The sequence below is a fragment of the Nitrincola lacisaponensis genome (assembly GCF_000691225.1).
GTDB classification, from domain to species: Bacteria; Pseudomonadota; Gammaproteobacteria; order Pseudomonadales; family Balneatricaceae; genus Nitrincola; species Nitrincola lacisaponensis.
The window spans coordinates 24,967-46,619 of the sequence record NZ_JMSZ01000030.1 but is presented as its reverse complement, the minus strand read 5'-3'; the positions used below and the strand labels follow the sequence as shown (position 1 = coordinate 46,619).

At 53.5% G+C, this 21,653-nt stretch carries 26 protein-coding genes; 17 read left to right on the top strand and 9 right to left on the bottom strand.

Annotated features, from left to right (window positions below; all coding sequences use genetic code 11):
• Nucleotides 1–66 precede the first annotated feature (66 nt).
• The 3 genes from accC to aroQ are packed head-to-tail and all read right to left on the bottom strand — an operon-like array spanning nucleotide 67 to nucleotide 2,373.
• Nucleotides 67–1,407, bottom strand: coding sequence for an acetyl-CoA carboxylase biotin carboxylase subunit (gene accC, locus ADINL_RS09875; protein ID WP_036547215.1), 1,341 nt, complete (start codon nucleotides 1,405–1,407; stop codon nucleotides 67–69).
• A gap of 30 nt (nucleotides 1,408–1,437) precedes the next feature.
• Complete coding sequence (gene accB, locus ADINL_RS09870; protein WP_036547213.1) at nucleotides 1,438–1,893, bottom strand: acetyl-CoA carboxylase biotin carboxyl carrier protein; 456 nt, start codon at nucleotides 1,891–1,893, stop codon at nucleotides 1,438–1,440.
• 39 nt (nucleotides 1,894–1,932) lie between these two features.
• Nucleotides 1,933–2,373 (bottom strand): type II 3-dehydroquinate dehydratase, encoded by a 441-nt coding sequence (aroQ, locus tag ADINL_RS09865; protein ID WP_036547211.1) that lies wholly within the window; start codon nucleotides 2,371–2,373, stop codon nucleotides 1,933–1,935.
• A gap of 229 nt (nucleotides 2,374–2,602) precedes the next feature.
• Between aroQ and ADINL_RS09860 the strand changes: the two genes are divergently transcribed.
• Nucleotides 2,603–3,373 (top strand): ParA family protein, encoded by a 771-nt coding sequence (locus ADINL_RS09860; RefSeq protein WP_036547207.1) that lies wholly within the window; start codon nucleotides 2,603–2,605, stop codon nucleotides 3,371–3,373.
• A 9-nt stretch (nucleotides 3,374–3,382) separates the two neighbouring features.
• On the opposite strand, the gene ADINL_RS09855 is transcribed toward ADINL_RS09860, so the two are convergent.
• The gene (locus ADINL_RS09855) at nucleotides 3,383–3,943 is read right to left on the bottom strand and encodes a hypoxanthine-guanine phosphoribosyltransferase (RefSeq protein ID WP_036547205.1); all 561 of its coding nucleotides are present in this window, start codon (nucleotides 3,941–3,943) and stop codon (nucleotides 3,383–3,385) included.
• 179 nt (nucleotides 3,944–4,122) lie between these two features.
• Here ADINL_RS09855 and upp point away from each other — a divergent pair, with 179 nt between their 5' ends.
• Both upp and ADINL_RS09845 read left to right on the top strand, forming a co-directional pair.
• On the top strand, nucleotides 4,123–4,749 hold the full coding sequence (gene upp, locus ADINL_RS09850) for a uracil phosphoribosyltransferase (RefSeq protein WP_036547202.1): 627 nt from the start codon (nucleotides 4,123–4,125) through the stop codon (nucleotides 4,747–4,749).
• Between the two features lie 38 nt (nucleotides 4,750–4,787).
• Nucleotides 4,788–6,095 carry a uracil-xanthine permease family protein gene (locus ADINL_RS09845; protein WP_036547199.1) on the top strand — a complete coding sequence of 436 codons (1,308 nt, stop codon included), beginning with the start codon at nucleotides 4,788–4,790 and terminating at the stop codon, nucleotides 6,093–6,095.
• A 68-nt stretch (nucleotides 6,096–6,163) separates the two neighbouring features.
• Here ADINL_RS09845 and ppa read toward each other — a convergent pair whose 3' ends face one another.
• Together ppa and ADINL_RS09835 are read right to left on the bottom strand one after the other, a co-directional pair.
• The gene (gene ppa, locus ADINL_RS09840; RefSeq protein ID WP_036547197.1) at nucleotides 6,164–6,703 is read right to left on the bottom strand and encodes an inorganic diphosphatase; all 540 of its coding nucleotides are present in this window, start codon (nucleotides 6,701–6,703) and stop codon (nucleotides 6,164–6,166) included.
• 122 nt (nucleotides 6,704–6,825) lie between these two features.
• A complete protein-coding gene (locus tag ADINL_RS09835) occupies nucleotides 6,826–7,797 on the bottom strand; it encodes a class 1 fructose-bisphosphatase (protein WP_036547195.1) in 972 nt (323 codons plus the stop codon).
• A 196-nt stretch (nucleotides 7,798–7,993) separates the two neighbouring features.
• On the opposite strand from ADINL_RS09835, the gene mpl reads away from it, so the two are divergent.
• From mpl to ADINL_RS09810, 5 genes are read left to right on the top strand one after another with little or no spacing between them, the layout of a single operon-like run.
• Nucleotides 7,994–9,367: a UDP-N-acetylmuramate:L-alanyl-gamma-D-glutamyl-meso-diaminopimelate ligase gene (gene mpl / locus ADINL_RS09830; protein WP_036547192.1), complete on the top strand. Its 1,374-nt coding sequence runs from the start codon at nucleotides 7,994–7,996 to the stop codon at nucleotides 9,365–9,367.
• Nucleotides 9,357–9,983: a flavin prenyltransferase UbiX gene (locus ADINL_RS09825; protein WP_036547189.1), complete on the top strand. Its 627-nt coding sequence runs from the start codon at nucleotides 9,357–9,359 to the stop codon at nucleotides 9,981–9,983. Before mpl ends, ADINL_RS09825 begins: the two co-directional genes overlap by 11 nt.
• Nucleotides 9,980–10,669, top strand: coding sequence for a tRNA (adenosine(37)-N6)-threonylcarbamoyltransferase complex dimerization subunit type 1 TsaB (gene tsaB / locus ADINL_RS09820; RefSeq protein ID WP_051632708.1), 690 nt, complete (start codon nucleotides 9,980–9,982; stop codon nucleotides 10,667–10,669). The genes ADINL_RS09825 and tsaB overlap by 4 nt, the downstream gene beginning before the upstream one ends.
• On the top strand, nucleotides 10,666–11,487 hold the full coding sequence (locus ADINL_RS09815; RefSeq protein ID WP_036547186.1) for an undecaprenyl-diphosphate phosphatase: 822 nt from the start codon (nucleotides 10,666–10,668) through the stop codon (nucleotides 11,485–11,487). The genes tsaB and ADINL_RS09815 overlap by 4 nt, the downstream gene beginning before the upstream one ends.
• Before the next feature lie 4 nt (nucleotides 11,488–11,491).
• A complete protein-coding gene (locus ADINL_RS09810; protein WP_051632707.1) occupies nucleotides 11,492–12,292 on the top strand; it encodes a class I SAM-dependent methyltransferase in 801 nt (266 codons plus the stop codon).
• Between the two features lie 20 nt (nucleotides 12,293–12,312).
• Here ADINL_RS09810 and ADINL_RS09805 read toward each other — a convergent pair whose 3' ends face one another.
• Nucleotides 12,313–14,598 carry a 1-acyl-sn-glycerol-3-phosphate acyltransferase gene (locus ADINL_RS09805; protein ID WP_036547184.1) on the bottom strand — a complete coding sequence of 762 codons (2,286 nt, stop codon included), beginning with the start codon at nucleotides 14,596–14,598 and terminating at the stop codon, nucleotides 12,313–12,315.
• Between the two features lie 7 nt (nucleotides 14,599–14,605).
• A complete protein-coding gene (locus ADINL_RS09800) occupies nucleotides 14,606–14,812 on the bottom strand; it encodes a SlyX family protein (protein ID WP_036547181.1) in 207 nt (68 codons plus the stop codon).
• Nucleotides 14,813–15,015: 203 nt separating this feature from the next.
• Between ADINL_RS09800 and ADINL_RS16775 the strand changes: the two genes are divergently transcribed.
• On the top strand, nucleotides 15,016–15,462 hold the full coding sequence (locus tag ADINL_RS16775; protein ID WP_036547177.1) for a cold-shock protein: 447 nt from the start codon (nucleotides 15,016–15,018) through the stop codon (nucleotides 15,460–15,462).
• Between the two features lie 74 nt (nucleotides 15,463–15,536).
• On the opposite strand, the gene ADINL_RS09790 is transcribed toward ADINL_RS16775, so the two are convergent.
• Nucleotides 15,537–16,364, bottom strand: coding sequence for a M48 family metallopeptidase (locus ADINL_RS09790; protein WP_051632706.1), 828 nt, complete (start codon nucleotides 16,362–16,364; stop codon nucleotides 15,537–15,539).
• Nucleotides 16,365–16,533: 169 nt separating this feature from the next.
• On the opposite strand from ADINL_RS09790, the gene ADINL_RS09785 reads away from it, so the two are divergent.
• From ADINL_RS09785 to rplI, 8 genes are all read left to right on the top strand, one after another.
• A complete protein-coding gene (locus ADINL_RS09785; RefSeq protein ID WP_036547174.1) occupies nucleotides 16,534–17,130 on the top strand; it encodes an anthranilate synthase component II in 597 nt (198 codons plus the stop codon).
• 16 nt (nucleotides 17,131–17,146) lie between these two features.
• Nucleotides 17,147–18,190: an anthranilate phosphoribosyltransferase gene (gene trpD / locus ADINL_RS09780; protein ID WP_036547171.1), complete on the top strand. Its 1,044-nt coding sequence runs from the start codon at nucleotides 17,147–17,149 to the stop codon at nucleotides 18,188–18,190.
• Complete coding sequence (gene trpC, locus ADINL_RS09775; RefSeq protein ID WP_036547168.1) at nucleotides 18,187–18,996, top strand: indole-3-glycerol phosphate synthase TrpC; 810 nt, start codon at nucleotides 18,187–18,189, stop codon at nucleotides 18,994–18,996. The genes trpD and trpC overlap by 4 nt, the downstream gene beginning before the upstream one ends.
• A 13-nt stretch (nucleotides 18,997–19,009) precedes the next feature.
• Complete coding sequence (locus ADINL_RS09770) at nucleotides 19,010–19,411, top strand: OsmC family protein (RefSeq protein ID WP_036547166.1); 402 nt, start codon at nucleotides 19,010–19,012, stop codon at nucleotides 19,409–19,411.
• A 128-nt stretch (nucleotides 19,412–19,539) separates the two neighbouring features.
• On the top strand, nucleotides 19,540–19,959 hold the full coding sequence (gene rpsF / locus ADINL_RS09765; RefSeq protein WP_036547164.1) for a 30S ribosomal protein S6: 420 nt from the start codon (nucleotides 19,540–19,542) through the stop codon (nucleotides 19,957–19,959).
• A gap of 24 nt (nucleotides 19,960–19,983) precedes the next feature.
• Entirely contained in the window at nucleotides 19,984–20,211 is a 228-nt protein-coding gene (gene rpsR, locus ADINL_RS09760; protein ID WP_036547161.1) for a 30S ribosomal protein S18, read from the top strand.
• Between the two features lie 18 nt (nucleotides 20,212–20,229).
• The gene (locus ADINL_RS09755) at nucleotides 20,230–21,072 is read left to right on the top strand and encodes a hypothetical protein (protein WP_036547160.1); all 843 of its coding nucleotides are present in this window, start codon (nucleotides 20,230–20,232) and stop codon (nucleotides 21,070–21,072) included.
• Between the two features lie 37 nt (nucleotides 21,073–21,109).
• On the top strand, nucleotides 21,110–21,556 hold the full coding sequence (gene rplI / locus ADINL_RS09750) for a 50S ribosomal protein L9 (protein WP_036547157.1): 447 nt from the start codon (nucleotides 21,110–21,112) through the stop codon (nucleotides 21,554–21,556).
• Nucleotides 21,557–21,653 lie beyond the last annotated feature (97 nt).

Below are 21,653 nucleotides of genomic sequence, written 5' to 3'. Positions count from 1 at the left end.
TATGTTCCTGACATGAAACAAAAGCCCGCAGGAGCGGGCTTTTCGGGGAAGAAGCGTTCAGCCTGCTCAGAGGCCGAGCTTTTTCTCCAGATAATGAATGTTGACGCCGCCATTGATAAAGTTGGCATCGCGGACAATATCCATATGCAACGGGATATTGGTGCGAATACCATCAATCATGGTCTCATCCAGTGCGTTTTGCATACGCTTCAATGCGGTGGCCCGGTCTTCACCATAACTGATCAACTTGGCGATCAGTGAATCATAGTGAGGAGGTACCGTGTAGCCATCGTAGAGGTGTGAGTCAACGCGAATACCGTTGCCACCCGGTGCATGGAAATGAGATACCTTGCCAGGGCAGGGCAGGAAGGTTTTCGGGTCTTCGGCATTAATACGGCATTCAAATGCATGGCCGCGCAGCTGAATATCTTCCTGCTTGAACGACAGTGGCATGCCAGAGGCAATGCGCAGCTGTTCCTTGACAATATCCACGCCAGTCACCATTTCCGTGACCGGGTGCTCGACCTGAACACGGGTGTTCATTTCGATAAAATAGAACTGCCCGTCTTCATACAGAAACTCGAATGTACCTGCGCCACGGTAGCCGATGTGAATGCAGGCATCCACACAGGCTTTGAAAACAGCCTGGCGTGCGGTTTCATCAATCATGGGTGCTGGCGCTTCTTCAACCACTTTCTGGTGTCGGCGCTGCATTGAGCAGTCACGGTCAAACAGGTGGATGGCATTACCCTGTCCATCGGCCAGTACCTGAATTTCTACGTGACGAGGCTTCTCCAGAAACTTCTCCATGTAGAGGGTATCATCACCAAAGGCGGCGCCGGCTTCTGAACGTGTGACATGAATAGCATTCAGCAGGCTGGCTTCTGAATGTACGACGCGCATACCGCGGCCACCGCCACCGGCAGCTGCTTTGACAATCACCGGATAACCGATGCGCTCAGCAATCGCATACAGCTCAGCATTATCATCCGGTAACGGACCATCAGATCCAGGTACAGTGGGAACACCGGCCTTTTTCATGGCAGCAATGGCCGAGACCTTGTCACCCATCAGGCGGATTACATCCGCAGAAGGTCCGATAAAGGTAAAGCCGGAGCGCTCTACCTGCTCGGCAAAGGCTGCACTTTCTGCCAAAAAGCCGTAACCGGGATGAATACCGATAGAGTCAGTGACTTCTGCCGCGCTGATCAGGGCAGGAATGTTCAGGTAGCTTTTGCCTGAAGGTGCCGGGCCAATACACACAGCCTCGTCCGCAAGACGTACATGCATCAGGTCCCGGTCAGGCTGTGAGTGCACGGCAACGGTACGTATGCCCAGCTCCTTGCATGCCCGCAGAATACGCAGTGCTATTTCACCGCGGTTTGCAATCAGAACTTTATCCAGCATCTTGAAAAGATCCTTGCATCAGTAAATTGATCAGACAATCGTAAACAGGGGCTGATCAAATTCAACCGGCTGTCCGTCTTCAACCAGAATCGCTTCGACGATACCAGCCTTGTCAGCTTCGATCTGGTTCATCATTTTCATGGCTTCGACGATACAGATGACATCACCGACCTTGACAGGCTTGCCGACTTCAACAAAAGCAGGCGAGCTGGGCGATGGTGAGGAGTAGAAGGTGCCAACCATGGGTGAGCGTACGACATGACCACGCGGTGTGGCTTCAGCTTTCTCCGCTTCAACCGGTGCGGCCGCGGGCGCTGCAGCTGGCTGAGGTGCTGGCTGGTAATTCGGTGCGTGATAGACAGGTGCCGCTGCTACCGTACCGCCACGGCTGATGCGAACGGACTCTTCACCTTCTTTAATTTCGATTTCGTTGATGTTCGACTCTTCTAACAGCTCGATGAGTTTTTTAACCTTACGAATGTCCATTCTGTTTAGCTTCTCTGATTGGATTGAGAGTGAAAAAAATCAGCCCTTCAGGTTGTTACAGGCGGCCTGAAGAGCAAAGCGATAGCCATCGGTACCGAGTCCGCAAATGACGCCACGAGCCAGATCCGACAGGTAAGAGTGGTGTCGGAAAGGCTCGCGCGCATGGACGTTGGACAGGTGAATCTCGATAAACGGGATAGCCACACCGGCCAGCGCATCACGCAGTGCAATACTGGTATGCGTAAAAGCCGCCGGATTGATCAGAATATAGTTGACCTGCTCATCGCGGGCCTGATGGATGCGATCAATCAGGGCGTGCTCGGCATTACTCTGGAAACAACTGAGCTCAACGCCAAGTTTCTCAGCCTCTGCGGTGAGCATCGCTTCAATATCCTGCAGCCGCAGGCTGCCATAGATATGGGGTTCACGAGTGCCCAGTAGATTCAGATTTGGACCGTTGATCAGCAGTATTCGAGCCATGATTAAGCCGCGTTCTGTCCTGGTACGATAAAAGTCGTAGTGTGCCTGAAAACCGTCTCTATGTCTATTTCACCAGGCTTAAATTGTCGGATGGCGGCCAGTTAGGCGACGTTCAGTACATTTAACCGGCAAGCTTGCCGATAAATCCCGGCTCAGACTTTCAGACCGTTGACCGGCAGGCGCATTCGTAGCATAGTGCCGAAAGATGTTCAGGCTAGAGAGGCTGCAGATGATTCGGGTAGTGTTCAATCAGAAAGGTGGTGTGGGTAAATCCAGTATTGCAGTCAATCTGGCTGCGATCAGTGCTCACAATGGGTTGAAAACCCTGGTAGTGGATCTGGACCCTCAATGCAACTCAACGCACTATTTACTGGGTGATGATTCAAACCTGCCAGACAGTGATATGCGTGATTTTTTTGAGCAAACACTGGCGTTCCAGTTGAAACCCCATCCGGTGAGCAACTATGTACACCCTACACCCTTTGAAAACCTCTGGTTGATCCCCTCGAATCCGGATTTGACTGATCTGCAATCCAAGCTGGAAAGCAAGCACAAAATTTACAAGCTCAGAGATGCCTTGCAAGAGCTGCGTGAATCCTACGATGTCATCTATATCGATACTCCGCCTGCATTTAATTTCTTTACTTTGTCGGCTCTGGCGGGTGCAGAGCGCTGCCTGATTCCATTTGATTGTGACGAGTTTGCCCGTCAGGCGCTGTACAGTCTGTTGAATAATATTGAAGAAACCCGGGCGGATCATAATGCGGCCCTGACGGTTGAAGGAATCGTTGTGAACCAGTTTCAGCCGCGTGCGAGCCTGCCGCAGCGCATGGTTGCAGAACTGGAAGCGGAGACTGTACCTGTAATGCGGTCGCGTATTTCATCATCGGTGAAAATGAAAGAATCACACAATGAGGCGCGACCACTGATCCATCTGGCGCCTGCACACAAGCTGACGCAGGAGTTCATTGCGCTCTATAACGAGCTGCATGGCGGATAAAAGGGCTGATTAAAGCCCTTTGACGGCGAAAATGCCGGGGGCGTTGCGCCAGTATCCCTTGTAGTCCATGCCGTAACCGAAGATGTAGCGGTCTTCAATTTCCAGGCCGGTAAAGTCGGCTTTGAGTCCGGGGCGGGCCTTGCGGTCGTGACGTTTATCAATCAGCACAGCCGCATAGACTTCGCTGGCGCCTTCATGCCGGCAGTGCTCCATGATTTCCACCAGTGTATGGCCTTCATCCAGTATGTCATCCACTACCAGAACCGGGCGTCCACGAAAGGCAGACATGGGCGGAACCTTCCACTCCAGCGAGTGCCCCGAGGTTGTATTGCGGTAACGTGTGGCGTGCAGGTAGCTGGCTTCCAGTGGAAAATCCAGACGGGTCAGCAGCTGGCCGGTGATCACCAGTCCACCGTTCATGACGCAGAATACAACCGGGTTCTGATCGCCTAAGCGTGCGCTGATGGCAGCCGCCATGCGGCTGATGGCTTGATCCACTTCCTCGGTGCTGAACAGCTGATCTGCTTCCTGATAGACCTGTTTGATTTCTTCCAATTCAACCTGTGACATGCATGAACTCTGTAGAGGGCAGTTGCTAAACGCAGAACAATACTGGTCTGTGGGCCAAAGGGCAACTGATCTGCCGCAAGATAAGGTGTAAATGGATTGAAATACGAGGGGCTTTCCCTAAGAATTGACACATGAGATTGCCCGTGACGGGATTAACTGAGTGCATAGAGAGGTTAGGCATGAGTCTGCATGAGATAAAACACCCATTGATCCAGCATAAACTGGGTCTGATGCGGTCTGTTGACAAGAGTACCCGTGGCTTCAGACAGCTGGCTGCCGAGGTAGGGTGTTTGCTGACTTATGAAGCGACCAAGGATCTGGAGCTGGAGCCCTATGAAATTGAGGGCTGGAATGGCCCGGTGACAGTAAACCGCATCAAGGGCAAAAAAATTACCGTCGTGCCGATCCTGCGCGCAGGGCTGGGCATGCTGGATGGGGTGTTGGAGCTGGTGCCCAGTGCCAAGATTTCAGTTGTGGGCGTCTATCGTGACGAAGAAACGCTGGATCCGGTACCTTATTTCGAGAAACTGGCCAGTGATATTGACTCACGCATGGCACTGATTGTTGATCCGATGTTGGCTACCGGCGGCTCCATGATCGCCACCATCGAGATGCTGAAAAAAGCGGGCTGTAGCAGTATCCGTGCACTGGTTTTGGTGGCAGCGCCGGAAGGGGTTGCCAAGGTGACCGCGGCGCATCCGGATGTGGATATTTTTACAGCCTCGGTGGACTCTCACCTGAATGAGCAGGGTTACATCATTCCTGGGCTTGGCGATGCAGGCGATAAAATTTTTGGCACCCGCTGAATAAAGCGGGATAGACATTGAATCGAGTGGAGAACTCTATGCAGGATGTAACGGCGGGTACCGAAAAAACCTTCCATTGGCGTACCGCACTAGCCGGTTCACAAATGCTGTTTGTGGCCTTTGGTGCGCTGGTGCTGATGCCTCTGTTAACCGGGTTGGATCCGAGTGTGGCGCTGTTTACGGCAGGTGTGGGGACACTGCTGTTTCATCTGATCACAGGGGCCAGCGTACCTATTTTTCTGGCGTCATCTTTTGTATTCATTGCGCCGATTATCTATTCAGTCCAGACCTGGGGCGTACCTGCAACGATGGGGGCATTGTTTGCTGCCGGGATTGCCTATATGTGTCTGGCTGCTTTGGTGCGTCTCAAGGGGCCTGGCTTTTTGCATCGCATACTGCCGCCAGTCGTGACCGGTCCGGTCATTATGGTGATCGGTCTGGGACTCGCGCCGATTGCGGTCAATATGGCGATGGGCAAGGCTGGTGATGGCAGCTTTGAGATTTACCCCTATCAGGACGCAATCATTGTCGCCATGGCGGCATTGATTACGACTGGTGCCGTGGCTGTGTTTGCACACGGTCTGTTTCGGTTGCTGCCAATCCTGTGTGGTGTAGTGGTGGGCTATATCGCTGCCTGGATGATGGGTATGGTGGATCTCTCCACTGTTCGCGATGCACCTGTGTTGGCAATGCCCGCATTCGTGATGCCGGAGTTTCACTGGCAGGCGATACTGTTCATGATTCCGGTGGCAATAGCGCCTGCGATTGAGCACGTGGGTGATATGTTGGCCATCAGTAATGTGACCGGCAAGGACTATGTCAAAAAGCCGGGCCTGCATCGCACCTTGTTTGGTGATGGCGTGGCGACCTCTGCGGCTGCTCTGTTTGGTGGTCCGCCAAACACGACCTATTCTGAAGTGACCGGTGCGGTAATGCTGACCCGTGCCTTCAACCCTGTCATTATGATCTGGGCGGCATGTTTCGCGATTATGCTGGCTTTTGTGGCAAAGTTCGGCATGTTACTGCAAACCATTCCAACGCCGGTCATGGGTGGTATTCTGATTCTGCTGTTTGGTTCGATTGCAGCGGTGGGTATGAATACCCTGATCAAGGCGCGCGTCGATATGGCAGAGCAGCGTAATCTGGTCATTGTGGCGACAGTGCTGGTGTTCGGTATCGGTGGCATGGCGCTGGGCGATGGTGCAATGAGTCTGCAGGGTGTGAGCCTCTGTGGTATTGTCGCGATTGTGCTGAATCTGGTGTTGCCGCAAGCCCGGAAGGATGATGATGATCTGCATGTTGAGCAGGAAGTGGTGGATGATCTGGTCAAGCATGCACGTGATTGAGTGAAACGGCGGGTATCTTCCATAAAAAAAGCCCGCAGTAGCGGGCTTTTTTTTTACAGGCTGGGCCGTTACTTCTTGGCATCAGCCTCATAGGCTGCGGCCGCATCCATAATGGCTTTGCGTGCTGCATCTGCATTTGACCAGCCTTCAACCTTGACCCACTTGCCGACTTCGAGTTTTTTGTAGTTCTCGAAGAAGTGAGCAATGCGGTCCTTGGTCAGTTGGGGCAGGTCTTCAACGTCCTGGATGTCGCCATAGGCTTTGGACAGTTTCTCATGCGGAACCGCAACCAGTTTGGCATCTTCGCCGGCTTCATCGGTCATGTTGAGGATGCCGACAGGACGGCAGCGAACAACTGAACCGACAGCAACCGGGTAGGGAGTGATGACCAGAACATCCAGTGCATCGCCGTCATCTGCCAGGGTGTTGTTAATGTAGCCGTAGTTAGCGGGATAGAACATTGGCGCTGCCATAAAGCGATCAACGAATACGGCATCAGAGTCTTTATCTATCTCATACTTGACCGGCGAGCTTTCAGCCGGGATTTCTATGATGACGTAAATATCGTTCGGCAGATCTTTGCCTGAAGGTACGTTTACAAAGCTCATGGGTAGGTTCCTGTGGTTACAGTTACGGTTAAATGAATTCCGGCGTTGAGGCTATTTTAAAGTCACCACCTGCCCAGGGATATACGACTTAGGGTCAGACAGGTGGTCAATACTCGTGGTGCTCAGCTATCCTGGTGATAGCGCATCAGTGTCTGTACTTCTTCTCGGGAACCGAGTGCAACTGCCACGCGTTGATGGATGTGTTCAGGCTGAATTTCCATAATGCGATCGTAGCAGGTGGTAGAGGCGCCACCTGCCTGTTCAATCAGCATGCTCATCGGGTTGCCTTCGTACATCAGGCGCAGTTTCCCGGGTTGTCCTGGATTACGAGAGTCCCAGGGATAGGAAAACAGACCGCCACGGGTCAGGATGCGGTGTACTTCGGCTACCATTGAGGCAATCCAGCGCATATTGTAGTTCTGTTCCCGCGGGCCATCCGATCCGGCAATCAGGTCGCCGATATAGTCGCGCATGGCAGGTTCCCAGTAGCGCTGGTTGGACATGTTGATGGCAAATTCACGTGTAGTAGAAGGAACAGTGACATCTTCATGTGTCAGCAGGAAATCGCCGGTATGTGCCAGCGTAAACATATTGACGCCGTCACCGGTGGTCAGTGCCAGTACTGCGTGCGGGCCGTAGAGCACATAGCCAGCTGCCAGTTGCTGTGTACCTGGTTGGAGGAACAGGCTGTCACTGTCTTCATGTTCACCGGGAGGAACCTCCAGGATCGAGAAAATGGTGCCGACTGATACATTGATATCAATATTGGATGAGCCGTCCAGCGGGTCAAAGGTGACCAGGAAGCGTCCTTCCGGATTGCCAAATACGGCATGGTCTTCTTCTTCTGACGCCACGCCACGCACCAATGGATTGTCCAGCAATACTTTCTTCAGGACTTCATTGGCAATAATGTCGAGTTTTTTCTGGGTTTCACCCTGAACATTGGTGTTGTCGGAAATACCGAGCACGCCTGACAGTTCACCTTCACGCAGTTGCAGCGCAATTTCTTTACACGCCAGCATCAGCGTGTCGATCAGTTCGATCAGTTCAGAGTCGATTTTTTTGTGCTTGAGAAAATTGCTCAGAAGTTGCATGGCTGGCTCGGTCCCCGGCGTGTGTTACTGGCAGATGTTGGTGTATTCCTTACAACAGAGCCGATTGTACGCGAAAAAAACCGCAAATGCACAAGGATCAGCAGTGAAAAAATGCCATGCTGCGCCTGCGTAAGGGATAAACAGTTGGGGGTAAAGCTGATATGATCTGAATCGTTTGTTTGAGGATGGATTCAAGGTGCATATTCATATATTAGGTATCTGCGGAACCTTCATGGGCTCGTTGGCTATTTTGGCGCGAGAAGCCGGGCATCGGGTCACCGGATCGGATCTGAATGTCTATCCGCCAATGAGTACTCAGCTGGAAGCTGAAGGGATTGAACTGGTGCAGGGCTATGATCCGGCCCAGCTGCAGCCAGCACCGGATCTGGTGATTGTCGGTAATGCCATGTCGCGTGGCAATCCCTGTGTTGAATATGTACTGGAGAAGGGCTTGCCCTATACCTCCGGACCGCAGTGGCTGCACGATCACCTGTTGCCGGGTCGTTGGGTCCTGGCCGTAGCAGGAACGCATGGCAAGACCACCACGGCAACAATGCTGGCCTGGATTCTGGATCAAGCCGGTATGTCTCCGGGGTTTCTGATCGGTGGCGTACCGCAGGGATTTGAGCGTTCCGCACGTTTGGGCGAAACCCCGTTCTTTGTCATAGAAGCGGATGAATATGATACGGCCTTCTTCGACAAGCGCTCCAAGTTTGTGCATTACCAGCCACGTACATTGATCTTCAATAATCTTGAATATGACCATGCTGATATATTTGATGATCTGGCGGCTATTCAGCGCCAGTTTCATCATGTCGTGCGGTTGTTGCCAGCATCGGGTCAGATTATTCGTCCCCAGGGTGTTGCTGCTCTGGATGAAGTGTTGGCCATGGGGTGTTGGAGTGAGCAGCAACTGACCGGCCTGAATGGCCAGGGCGACTGGTCTGCCCGATTGCTACAGGCTGACGGAAGCCAGTTTGAGGTATGGCATCAGGGGCAGTTACTGGGCCAGGTTCAGTGGGCGCTGACAGGCGAGCACAATGTGATGAATGGCTTGAATGCGTTGGTGGCTGCGCGCCATGTTGGTGTATTGCCTGAGCAGTCCATGCAAGCCTTGAGTGGGTTTGCTGGCGTCAAGCGGCGGATGGAGCTGCTCGGCTGTGTAGCGGGCGTGAGTGTCTATGATGATTTTGCGCATCATCCGACAGCGATTGAAACGACCCTCGCCGGGTTGCGAGCCCGTGTTGGTGATGCGCCGATACTGGCAGTGATTGAGCCGCGTTCCAATACGATGCGTTTGGGTATGCATCAGCAGCGTCTGGCTGAGTGTGCCCGTCAGGCTGATCAGGTCTTCTGGTATCAACCGCCAGGCATGGACTGGTCCTTGTCCCGTGTTGTGGCTGACAGCCCGTGTCCGGCATCGGTGACAGATAATCTTGATAACCTGATCAGCCAGCTGGTGCAGCAGGCGCGTCCGGGAATGCACCTTGTTATCATGTCTAATGGTGGTTTCGGTGGTATACATCGCAAGCTGCTGGCTGCTCTGGAGGCGAAAGCGCATGGCGAATAACTTCAGTGGACGTGTCTCGCTGGCACTGACGGGAGCATCAGGCGTGCAGTATGGTCTGCGCCTGCTGGAATGTTTGTTGCGGGCCGATATCCAGGTAATGATGATGATCTCCAAAGCAGCTCAGGTGGTGGTGGCGACAGAGACGGATTTGCCATTGCCCGGCACCCCGGATGCTCAGCAACAGTTTTTACAACAGCACTTTGGTGCTGCGGAGGGCCAGTTGCATGTATTTGGTCGCGAACAGTGGATGGCACCGGTGGCGTCTGGATCAGGTGCCCCCGCGGCCATGGTTGTCTGCCCTTGCAGCACCGGAACCCTGTCGGCCATTGCAACCGGGGCGAGCAATAATTTGATTGAACGTGCCGCGGATGTGGCACTCAAAGAACGGCGCAAGTTGATTCTGGTGCCGCGTGAAGCGCCCTTATCGACAATTCATCTGGAGCATATGTTGTCACTGTCCCGTCAGGGGGTGGTGATTTTACCAGCTGCTCCCGGTTTTTATCATAAGCCAACCTCTGTCGAAGAACTGATTGACTTCGTGGTGGCGCGTATTCTGAATCAGTTGGGTATTGAGCAGCAGCTCATGCCGCGTTGGGGGGAGAGTTTTTTGTCATGATGCGTATATTGGCGCTGGATACATCATCGGATGCCTGTTCTGTTGCCTTGATGCAGGGTGATGCAATTCTGGAGGATTTCCGGATTGAACCGCGTCGTCACACACATCTGTTGTTACCCATGGTCGAGCAGATGCTGGCTGAAGCCGGATTGAGTGTGCAGTCGCTTGATGCCATCGCGTTTGGGCGCGGGCCGGGTTCTTTTGCCGGTATTCGTATAGCGACCGGAGCCGCCCAGGGACTGGCACTGGCGGCTGATTTACCGGTGGTTCCAGTATCGACATTAAGTGCAATCGCCCTCGCGGCCTTCGCAGAACATCCCGGATCACGGGTGTTGTCAGTGCTTGATGCGCGTATGGATGAGGTCTACTGGTCTGTCTGTCAGGCGCGGGGTGAGGGTGTTGAGCTGTTGCAGCCTGAACAGGTCAGTGCACCTCAGGCGGTTGAGTTAGGGACTGCGGGGTTGCCTGTTATTGCCAGAGGAACGGGTGTGCGTTATCTGGATCAATTTCCGCAGGCAACGCAGTTAGCCGTGCAGCACGCGGCAAGTGAGTGTTATCCACATGCGGCCGATATGTTGAAGTTGGCCGCTATCGAGTTGCAGGCGGGCAGGGTGTTTACACCTGAAGCGGCTCAGCCTGTGTATTTGCGTGATCAAGTAGCCTGGAAGAAAAAGGACCAACAATGAACATCAGTGAATGGATTCAGGTCGCCGTTCTGGCGCTGATTCAGGGACTTTCCGAATTTTTGCCGATCTCCAGTTCGGCGCATCTGATTCTCCCAGCCCAGCTATTAAGCTGGGAAGATCAGGGGCTGGCGTTTGATGTCGGGGTTCATCTGGGAACACTTTGTGCTGTTCTGGTGTATTTCCGGCAGGACTTGCAGCAGATGTTTGTTGCCTGGATAGCGTCTATACAGGGGCGTCACAGCCCTAATGGTACCTTGAGCTGGCTGGTGATTCTGGGAACTGTGCCAGCCGTCATTGCCGGAGCCCTCTTTGTGGAGCTGATTGAAACCTGGGGGCGCTCAATACTGGTAATTGCAGGTACGACATTGGTGTTTGCTGCCGTGATGGCCTGGGCTGATCTGAAGCGTACAGAGCGCCGTGATATTACTCATATAGGCGTTAAAGATGCTATCTGGATAGGTCTGGCTCAGGCCATGTCGCTGATTCCCGGTACTTCCCGTTCCGGCGCGACGATTACAGTGGCTCTGATGCTGGGCTTTGACAGAGCCTCGGCAGCGCGTTTTTCATTCCTGCTGTCGATACCTGTCACTCTGGGTGCCTGTGTGATGATGGCGACCCGAATTACATCGGGGCAGAGTGTGTTGCCACTGGAGATGCTGTTGGCTGGCGCTGTGATTGCGGGCATCAGTGCCTGGACATGTATTCATTTGTTTTTAAAATGGATTGCCAGAATTGGTATGATGCCATTTGTAGTCTATCGGCTGGTGCTGGGTGTTATTCTGCTGTTGATCTATTTTAAATTTCCAGTGATGAGTTAACGGGATGTCGGCGTTGATACCGCTTGTCTGTGGCTGGCAGGAGGCATCGGATCAGCCACGTGCAGTTGCCGTTGCTGAGCAACTGGGTGTGCCTGTCGTCTCGCTGGACACGCTGCACACTCTGTCCTGTGCCTATGTGTTGCGTTGTGACTCGGAAGGTTTGGCTCTGCAACCTTGCGGACCTAAAGCGGCAGGCGCAGTCCGTGCAGATTTTGTTGGTGGTGCGGTAGCGCACCGGCGCCAATTTGGTGGCGGGCAAGGGCAGATGATTGCCAAGGCTTGTGGAGTAGCCAAGGGCGTACGTCCACGTATCGCGGATGTGACTGCTGGTCTGGGGCGGGATGCGTTTGTACTGGCGACGCTGGGTTGTGACCTGGAGCTGGTTGAGCGCTCGCCGGTCATACATCTATTGTTGCAGGACGGCTTGCAGCGTGCGGCTCAGTCGGATGAATTACAGCCTATTCTGGCTCGCATGCAGCTGGTCAGGGCTGAAGCCGTTGCCTGGTTGCAGGCAGCGGCATTGCGTCCTGAGCATCAGCGCCCTCAGGTTGTCTATCTTGACCCCATGTTTCCTCATCGTGACAAGTCTGCACTGGTCAAAAAGGAGATGCTGGTGTTCCGTGATCTGGTAGGCGATGACGCCGATGCCGACAGCCTGCTCGATGCCGCATTGGCGGCTGCAGAGTGCCGTGTTGTGGTGAAGCGTCCGCGTAAAGCGCCGACATTAATGCAGCGCAGTCCTTCATATCAATTACAGGGGAAAAGCAGTCGCTTCGATGTCTATGCCCTGAAAAAACTGAGCTGACGCGTATTGGTGTCAGTGCTTCAAGCGGAAATACCCTGTTGCTTCAGCCAGCCTTCGGCACGTTGAATCAGGCTTGTCGGCAGCAGCTTTTCACCGACTCTGAGTACCTGATCCAGAGGTCGGGCCAATAGCAGTCGCTGAGGGTTTCCGCTGAGTACGCCCTGTAACAGCAACTGCTCAGTCATCCCCTCGAAAACGCGCCGATCAGCATATTCAGGTGCAGCATAGCCATACTCTTCATGCAGATGTAATGCCAGTGCTCGAGTGGTATCAAACAGCTCCAGTTCAGTGGTCTGTTGCAGGGCTGTCATAACACGCACCAGCAGGTATTGGCGCAGTAGTACAGGCTCAGCCAGACGTATCAGATGTTCGGCCAGGGGTTGCAGAGGCTGGCCTTCAGTGGCCAGCAGTTGTTGCTTTGACAGGCGCTCGCGAATATGGCGGATCTGGTGCAGATCCTGATCCTGTTCGGGTGATGTCAGGCTGAGTTCAGCGCGGATGTAGGGATAGAGTGCGCGCAGCAGGCGGGTTTGGGTGCTGACCCCGGAACTTGCCAGACGGCGGTAGAAGAGCAGTACCAGACCCGGAAGAATCAACTGATGCATCAGCATGTTACGATAGAAGGTCAGCTCGGCAGCCTGCTCGGCAGAAACGGCCACGGCATTTTGACCGCGACTGATTTGCTGACGTTCGGCGGCAGCGATTACCCAATCCTGCGCGTTTCCGGGTGGAAGGGGTATGCCTTCATCACTGAGCCAGTGTTTCAGTGCTTCCAGTCGTTCCAGCAGCTCGATTTCACGCAGTTGTTGCTGTGGTGCAGACAGCAGCAGACTGGCAATCAGTGACATGGCTGATGGCATGAACGCCTGATTGATACGCTCCATCACCTGCTGGCCCAGCAGGCTGGCAGAATGCTCCCCGGCGATCTGTGCAGCGGATGCTTCTTGTTCCAGACGTACGGGTTGGCCGAAGCCGATGCTGACTTCGCCATAGCGCTGAAACAGAATGCGCAGCGACTTCAGTGTGCCCAGCAGGTTTTCACGTACTTTGCTGCCGCCAGACAGTTCACGTTGATAGCTGCGTCCTTCCACCATCCGGTCATAGCTGATCGAGACCGGAATGAAGGCCATGGGGCGGGAAGGTGACTGTTGCCAGGCATCCAGGGTCATTTTCAATAGTCCGGTTTTGGCGCTGAGTAAGCGCCCGCTACGGCTTCGGCCACCTTCAATGAAGTATTCAATGCTATGTCCACGGTGCAGCATCAGGGTCAGGTATTGTCTGAATACCAGTGCATAGAGCGGGTCATCCCGAAAACTGCGGCGCATGAAAATAGCACCGCCACGGCGCAGTATGGCACCCACTACCGGTATGTTCAGATTGTCTCCGGCCACCACATGCGGAACCATCAGACCATGGCGATACAGCAGCCAGGACAGCAGGATGTAGTCCAGATGGCTGCGGTGGCAGGGCAGGTAAACCAGATTGTGTGTCAGGGCCAGTTGCTGGATCTGGTCCAGCCCTTGCAGGTTAATGCGGCTGAATAGCCGGTTCAGCATGAACTGAATCAGGCGGTTGAGAACACGTGCCGTGCCCGGGTTGAAGTCTGCAACAATGCTGTCGAGTGCATCTGCAACCTGCTGCTCCAGTTTGAGTGGTGAAACCCCTTTCTTCAAGGCTGTCTGGGTAATCGCCTGACCTACTTCAGGTGATGCCAGTACCTGTTGCATCAGTGTTCGGCGATGCGATAAATCAGGGCCGAGGATCGCCTGACGACAGCGTTGAAAGTGGGTTCTGAGTACCCAAAGAGCACGGCGAGCAATTTCACTGTCACTGAGTCCCGGTTGGATAAGGTCGCTGAGTCTTAAAGGCTCATCAATACGCACCAGGGTTGAGCGGCAGTTGAGCAAGAGCTTGGTAAAACGTACCAGGCTGCCACTGTTTGCCCAGCTTTCTGACAGTGCCGACAGGAACAGTGGTTGTGCACTGTTGGGCAGGTGACCGGCCAGAACCATGACGGGTTGCAGTCGTACGGTGCGGTCTGGCTCATTGCGTTGCAGTGCGACCAGGCTTTCGACCTGGTGACGCAGAGTATCAGGATGCTGGTTATCAATGGCAGTGATTTGTTCGGGTTGCCAGTGACTGTGTTCAGTCGTCAGGAGGTTTTCCAGAATCAGGCGATCTGCAGTAAAGGGTTTTTCCAGTACATACACGGTATCTGGCTGGTGGCTGAGCTGGCCACTTCCGGCCACGCGTTTGCGAATCAAATGCTTCAGTAGCAGGCGATACAGGCTCGTTGTGATACTCATACAGCGCTCAATAATGCGGTGGTGGCGGATTGTTATCGTTCAGTACATGACCTTCGCTCAGCTCCTTGATGCGCTGAGTGAGATGATGAATCATGCGTGACATTTTATCCAGCTCCAGTTCCTGGCGTGCCAGAGCATCGCTTAATTGGTCGATGGCCGCTTCCTGGAATGCGACCCGGGATTCAAGGTTTTGCAGTGACTGGGCATCCGACATTGTCAGCAGCTCCTCTGGGTAAACGGTTGAGAAAGTAAACCGGTGCCAGGATCTTGTGTATAACGCGTTGAAAAAAGGCGCAAAATAATATATACCTTGTTTCTTTGGCGGTTTATGGAAGTTGCGTTACAGGAAAGGACCCCTGCCCTGACCGTCATATGACTATAAATAATCTGTTGTGAAAAGTGAAAGAGATAAGATAAATGAGTGGTAATCAATTGATAAAAGCGATCATTTTTGCGGTTGTAGTTGCAGCGGGCGTAGCAGTTGCCCAAATATCCACTGGCAATCTTTGGGTTGTTGTTGCAGTGGCCTTTGTCATTTCCCTGGTGGCGGGTTTTGTGTTGAGTGTGCCAGCGGCCGAAGCGCGTGTCGCAGGATCGAATTCATCAGACGATGAATATCTGGATGATGAAGATGAGGAGATCAACGGGCAGGATGATCGTGAAACCGGAAGCGTGAAGTGGTTTAATGTGTCCAAAGGGTTTGGTTTTATTACCCGCGAAAACGGTGATGATGTCTTTGTACATTTCCGTAATATACGTGGTCGCGGCCACCGTTCTCTGAACGAAGGTCAGCGCGTCAAGTTTTACGTGCGTCAGAGTGATAAAGGCTTGCAGGCTGAGGATGTCTCTATTCTGCGCGCCTGAGACACTTCAGGCTGACTGAATAAACGGCTGCCATTGGCAGCCGTTTTGTTTTTAACCGGTGTCTTGGTTGGCGCTTATCGAGGTGGTGTACAGCGAGGTTGCCGACCTTGTCTGCGTGCCTGCTCATAGGTGTTCATGGCGCCCGGCATAGCATCCTGTAACGTGCGGATACGCGTGTCATGTCCTGGGTGGGTTGACAGAAACTCCACTGGATTACTGCCTGCTTTGGCGCGCATGTTTTCCCAGAGTTGAATGCTTTCACGTGGATCAAAGCCTGCGCGCGCCATCAGATCCAGGCCGATCAGGTCAGCTTCGATTTCATGCTGGCGCGAGAAAGGTAGCAGAATGCCAACCTGTGCACCCACGCCGAGTGCCGCCAGCATCCGTTCGTCTGGACCGCCTTCTGTCGCCAGTGCTGCGCTGGCCAGTGCCAGTCCCATTTGTGTGGCAAAGGTGGCAGAAGCACGCTCGTTGCCGTGACGTGCCTGTACATGTCCTATCTCGTGACCTATCACAGCGGCCAGTCGATCCGGGTTGTCAGCCACGCTCAGCATGCCGCGGTAGACGCCGATTTTTTGTCCCGGCAACGCAAAGGCGTTGGGTGTTTCATCGTCAAATACGACAACTTCCCAGTTATACGGTGTCCCGCTGACAGCAAACAAAGCATCCGAAATGCACTGGACATAGCGTTGTGTGGCTGGGTGGTTGTAGATTTTTTCCTGCTCTTTGATTTGCTGGAAGCTGGCCTGGCCCATGCTGGCCATTTGTGACTCGCTGAACATGGTCAGCTGTGAGCGGCCGGTGGGTGAGGTTGCGCAGCCGGTCAGTAGAGCCAAAGGCAAGAGCAAGGTCAAGGCGCGTACTGTGAAAGAACACCGCAAACCTGAAATGAATCTGGGCATAATTGAGTCCTGGTCCTGAATCTGGAAGTAAGTTCAGTAGGTGATTATCAATATCTTAGCTGACTGTTATCTGAACCGAAACGGTTTGTGAGTCGGATTAAGGGTTTCGGTCCGTGACAGATTGTTCTATTCTAACCGGTTTTAATCCCGCAGGATGGGCGTGTCAGTCATGGTGTTGGTGATCGATAACTACGATAGCTTTACCTGGAATCTGGTACATTATTTACGTGAGTTAGGCCAGTCGGTTGAAGTGGTACGCAATGATGCAGTGACGCTGGACGAAATTGCAGCACGAAAGCCTTCTCATTTACTGATTTCCCCCGGGCCCTGTACGCCCAATGAAGCCGGCATATCTTTGGCAGCGATTCGCGCTTTTGCGGGTAAACTGCCGATTCTGGGAGTCTGCCTGGGGCATCAAAGTATTGGTCAGGCTTTTGGCGGTGTGGTTGTGCGGGCGCGTCAAGTGATGCATGGCAAGACATCCCGTGTTTACCATCGTGGTGAAGGGGTTTTTCAGGGGTTGCCAAATCCGGTTGAGGTAACGCGTTATCACTCTCTGGTGCTGGAGCCAACACAATTACCCGATTGTCTGGAAGTTACGGCCTGGACTGAAAATGAACAGGGGCAGCCAGACGAGGTGATGGCAATACGACACCGGCACTATCCGATTGAGGGTGTGCAGTTTCATCCAGAGGCTATTTTGACGCAGCAAGGGCACGCGTTACTGGCGAATTTTGTGCAGCCATCCCTTGCTGCAGTTTCCTGACAGGAGAGAATCTACAATGCAGATACAAGAAGCACTGAGTTGGGTGGTTGATCACCTGGACCTGAGTCGGGCACAGATGGTCGATGTGATGCGCCAAATTATGACCGGCCAGTGCAATGATGCGCAGATGGGGGCCTTTCTGGTTGCGTTGCGCATGAAAAGCGAGTCCATTGATGAAATTGCCGGTGCAGCGCAAGTGATGCGTGAACTGGCGACTCCGGTACGTCCTAAGGCCACACGGCTGGTCGACATCGTTGGTACAGGTGGTGATGGTGCCAATCTGTTCAATATTTCGTCGGCCTCGGCGTTTGTGGCTTCCGCAGCGGGCGCTCATGTTGCCAAACATGGCAATCGCGCTGTCTCCTCCAGCAGCGGCAGTGCTGACTTGCTGGAGTCCGCAGGTATCAATCTCAATCTAAATGCGGAGCAGGTGGCGGCCTGTATTGATGAGGTGGGAGTCGGCTTTATGTTTGCTCCGGCGCATCATGGTGCGATGCGCCACGCGATAGGTGTGCGCAGAGCGCTGGGCATTCGTACCTTGTTCAACATTCTGGGCCCCATGACCAATCCTGCCGGAGTAAAACATCTGGTAATCGGTGTGTTCAGCAAGCCGCTGTGTCGTCCGATGGCTGAAGTGATGCATCAGTTGGGTGCCGAACATGTTCTGGTTGTGCATGCCGATGATGGTCTGGATGAAATCAGCCTGGCCACCGCAACGCACGTGGCTGAGTTGCGTGACGGGCAGGTGCGTGAGTACAGCATTACGCCAGAGTCACTGGGAGTCGAGAGCCAGAGTCTGATTGGGCTTGAGGTGAAAAACTCGGCAGATTCCCTGAAGTTGATCCAGATGGCGTTTTCAGGGAATGATGAGCCCCTGGCACGCAAGGCGCGTTCCATTATTGCACTGAATGCTGGCGCAGCTATCTGGCTGAGTGGTCAGGCAGAGACACATCAACAGGGCGTTGAACAGGCGCTGGCCAGGATGCAGGATGGCAGTGCACAGCAACAGTTAGAGTCACTGGCTAAATTCAGCCAGCAATTTATTGAGGCGAAGGTATGAGTGATACGCCGACGATTTTAAAAAAGATTATTGCACGCAAGCATGAAGAAGTGCGTGAGCGTTCAGCTCAGGTCAGTCTGGCTGACCTGCAGGCCCGAATTGCCGCACAGCGCGGTGGTGCAACCGATCCGCGTGGATTTGTACAGGCACTGGAGCGCAGTGTTGCCCAGGGGCGTGCGGCGATTATTGCCGAGGCTAAAAAAGCCAGTCCGTCCAAAGGGGTGATTCGGGAATTCTTTGATCCGGCTGAAATCGCACGCAGTTACGCGGCGGCGGGTGCCAGTTGCCTGTCGGTACTGACGGATGTTGACTTCTTCATGGGATCTGACCAGAACCTGCAGTTGGCGCGTGCTGCGTGTGATCTGCCGGTTATCCGTAAAGACTTTATCGTCGATCCCTATCAGATTTATGAAGCACGGGCCTTGGGGGCTGACTGTATTCTGCTGATCGTGGCAGCGCTGTCCGATGCCCAGCTGGCGGATCTGTCTGCTTTGACCCAGGAGTTGGGGATGGATGTATTGGTAGAGGTCCATGGTGCTGATGAGTTGCAGCGGGCGTTACCTTTGAATACCCGTCTGATCGGCATTAATAACCGTGATCTGCACAGTTTTGCCGTGTCGCTTGAAAATACCTTTGAGCTCTTGCCCTCTATTCCGGCAGACCGACTGGTGATCACTGAAAGCGGTATCAATACGCCCGAGGATGTTGCGCAGATGCGCGCGCAGGGTGTGCACAGTTTCCTGGTCGGCGAGGCCTTTATGCGCGCTGAGGATCCGGGTGAGAAATTAAAGGCGCTGTTCGCCTGAGCAGGAGAGACAAATGCAAGCCAGTATTGAGTGGGATGGAGATTTGCGTTTCAAGGGGACCAGCGGCAGTGGCTTTGAGGTCATGATTGACGCTGATCTTCAGCAGGGGCCGCGCCCTATGGAATTGGTACTGCTGGGTCTGGGTGGTTGTACCAGCTATGATGTGGTGCAGATTCTGAAAAAATCACGGCAGCAGGTTACCGGGTGCCGTGCACAGATTACCTCTGAGCGTGCCGAGACAGTACCGGCTGTTTTCACCAAGATACATGTGCACTTTGTGGTGACGGGTGATGACCTGAAACCGGCGCATGTGGAGCGTGCAGTCAAGCTTTCGGCAGAGCAGTATTGCTCTGCTTCGCTGATGCTGGAACGTGGTGGCGTCGAGATTACCCATAGTTTTGAGATCGCCGGATAAATAGCGATATTGCAGGATTGTGGTTATTTGCGGAGTCGCGTATAATCCCGACTCCGTTTTATTTGTTCAACTCCTTGCTTTCTGTCACAAAGGGTGATCTGAGGGCTGCAAAACCGTAAGGAGCAAAAATGCGTCACTATGAAATCGTATTTCTGGTTCATCCGAACCAGAGCGAGCAGGTTCCAGCAATGCTGGAGCGCTACAAAAACCTGATCGAAGGTGCTCAAGGCACAATTCACCGCCTTGAAGACTGGGGTCGTCGTCAGATGGCTTACCCGATCAACAATGCTCACAAAGCACACTATGTTCTGATGAACATCGAATGCAACCAGGAAACCCTGGATGAGCTGGAAAGTCTGTTCCGTTACAACGATGCTGTCCTGCGTAGCATGATTCTGCGTTGTAAAGAAGCCATCACTGAAGTTTCTCCTGTCAAGGCAGCTGAGTCACGCGAAGAGCGCAAGCCTCGCCGTGAAGAGCGCTCTGATCGTCAGTCTCGCGACGAAGAGTCCGCTGATGAGCAAGAGCAGGAAACTGCTGAAGATTAATCTGAATTTACAGGAGAGAGGAAAATGGCACGTTTTTTCCGTCGTCGCAAATTCTGTCGTTTCACTGCAGAAGGCGTCTCCCAGATCGATTACAAGGATCTGGAAACTTTGAAAGCTTACATCACTGAAACCGGCAAGATCGTACCGAGCCGCATCACGGGCACTAAAGCACGTTACCAGCGTCAGCTGGCGACTGCCATCAAGCGCGCTCGTTACATTGCGTTGCTGCCGTACACTGACGGCCACGAGTAAGGTTCGGAGTTAACCGCCGTGCGAGCCTTGGCTGAAACGCTGATGAAGGGTCGCAGTCAGGCGATCATGGTAGTGGTCATTGCTGCCATGTTACCGCTGTTGTACTGGGTCAGTGCAGCAGGGGTGGCTTTGATAACCCTGCGAAAGGGTGTATCAGAAGGTGCAAAGCTGTGGATATGGGCGGTACTGCCCGGATTTTTCTGGATGTTATCCGGAGATCCATCTGCAATTTTGGTGATAACCGGCACCTATGCCCTGGCTGTGTTGCTTCGGCAAACAGTCTCCTGGCAGAAGGTGTTGCTGGCTGTGCTTCCGCTGGGTGTAATGTGCAGTGTTTTACTGGATGTTGGCCTGGCACCGTTATTGGATCAGATAGCGGTAGCTGTACAGCAACTGGCCAGTGAACGTGGTGCCGTGTTGCAGGCCTGGCCTGCTGAACAGGTGCGTAGCTTGTTGCTAGGCGTTGTCAGCGCGTTTCAGGTTGCCAGCATGCTCGGTTGCCTGATGCTGGCGCGGAGTTGGCAAGCATCCCTGTTTAACCCGGGGGGCTTCCAGCAAGAGTTTCATCGGCTCAGGTTGCCTGCGATGGCTGCTGTGGTGCTGGTAGTACTGTTGGTATCCGCCAAAATCACCGGAATGGATCTGTCCCGCTGGTTTGCATTGCTTTTACTGCCCCTGGTTGTGGCGGCATTAGCACTGATACATGGGCTGGTTTCTAAGCGGGGATTGAATAAAGGCTGGTTGATAGCTGTATATCTGTCACTGATCTTTGTCGGTCCCTATATGGTTACATTGCTGGTTATCCTTGCATTGATTGATTCGTTAATGGATCTTCGAGCAAGACTGCCGGCAAGGAATTAAGACACTGCAACGATTGCAGACAAAAGAGGTTTACGAGATGGAAGTTATTCTGCTCGAAAATATTGGTAAATTGGGTAAGCTGGGCGACAAGGTTGCTGTTAAAGGCGGCTACGGACGTAACTACCTGCTGCCTCAGGGTAAAGCGGTTGCTGCGACAGCTGCAAACGTAGCGAAGTTTGAAGAGCGTCGTGCAGAGCTGGAAGCAGCTGCTGCTGCCAAACTGGCTGAAGCTCAGCGTCGTGCAGATGCACTGAACGAGTTTGCTTTGACCATCGTGGGTAAAGCAGGCGAGGAAGGCAAGCTGTTCGGTTCTATCGGAACTCGCGATATCGCTGATGCACTGGTTGCTGCAGGTCACGCGGTTGACAAGAGCGAAGTGCGTCTGCCAGAAGGCACGATCCGTCACGTCGGTCAGTTCGCTGTTGATATTCAGCTGCACCCAGAAGTCATGGTTGGTATCAGCCTGACTGTTGCTGCTGAGTAATTGCTGTTGATAAACACCTGTCCGTTGCTCGGACAGGTGTTTGCTCTGCCGTTTGTCGCTGTACCCCTCCGCGCAATACCGCTAGAATAACCCTTTC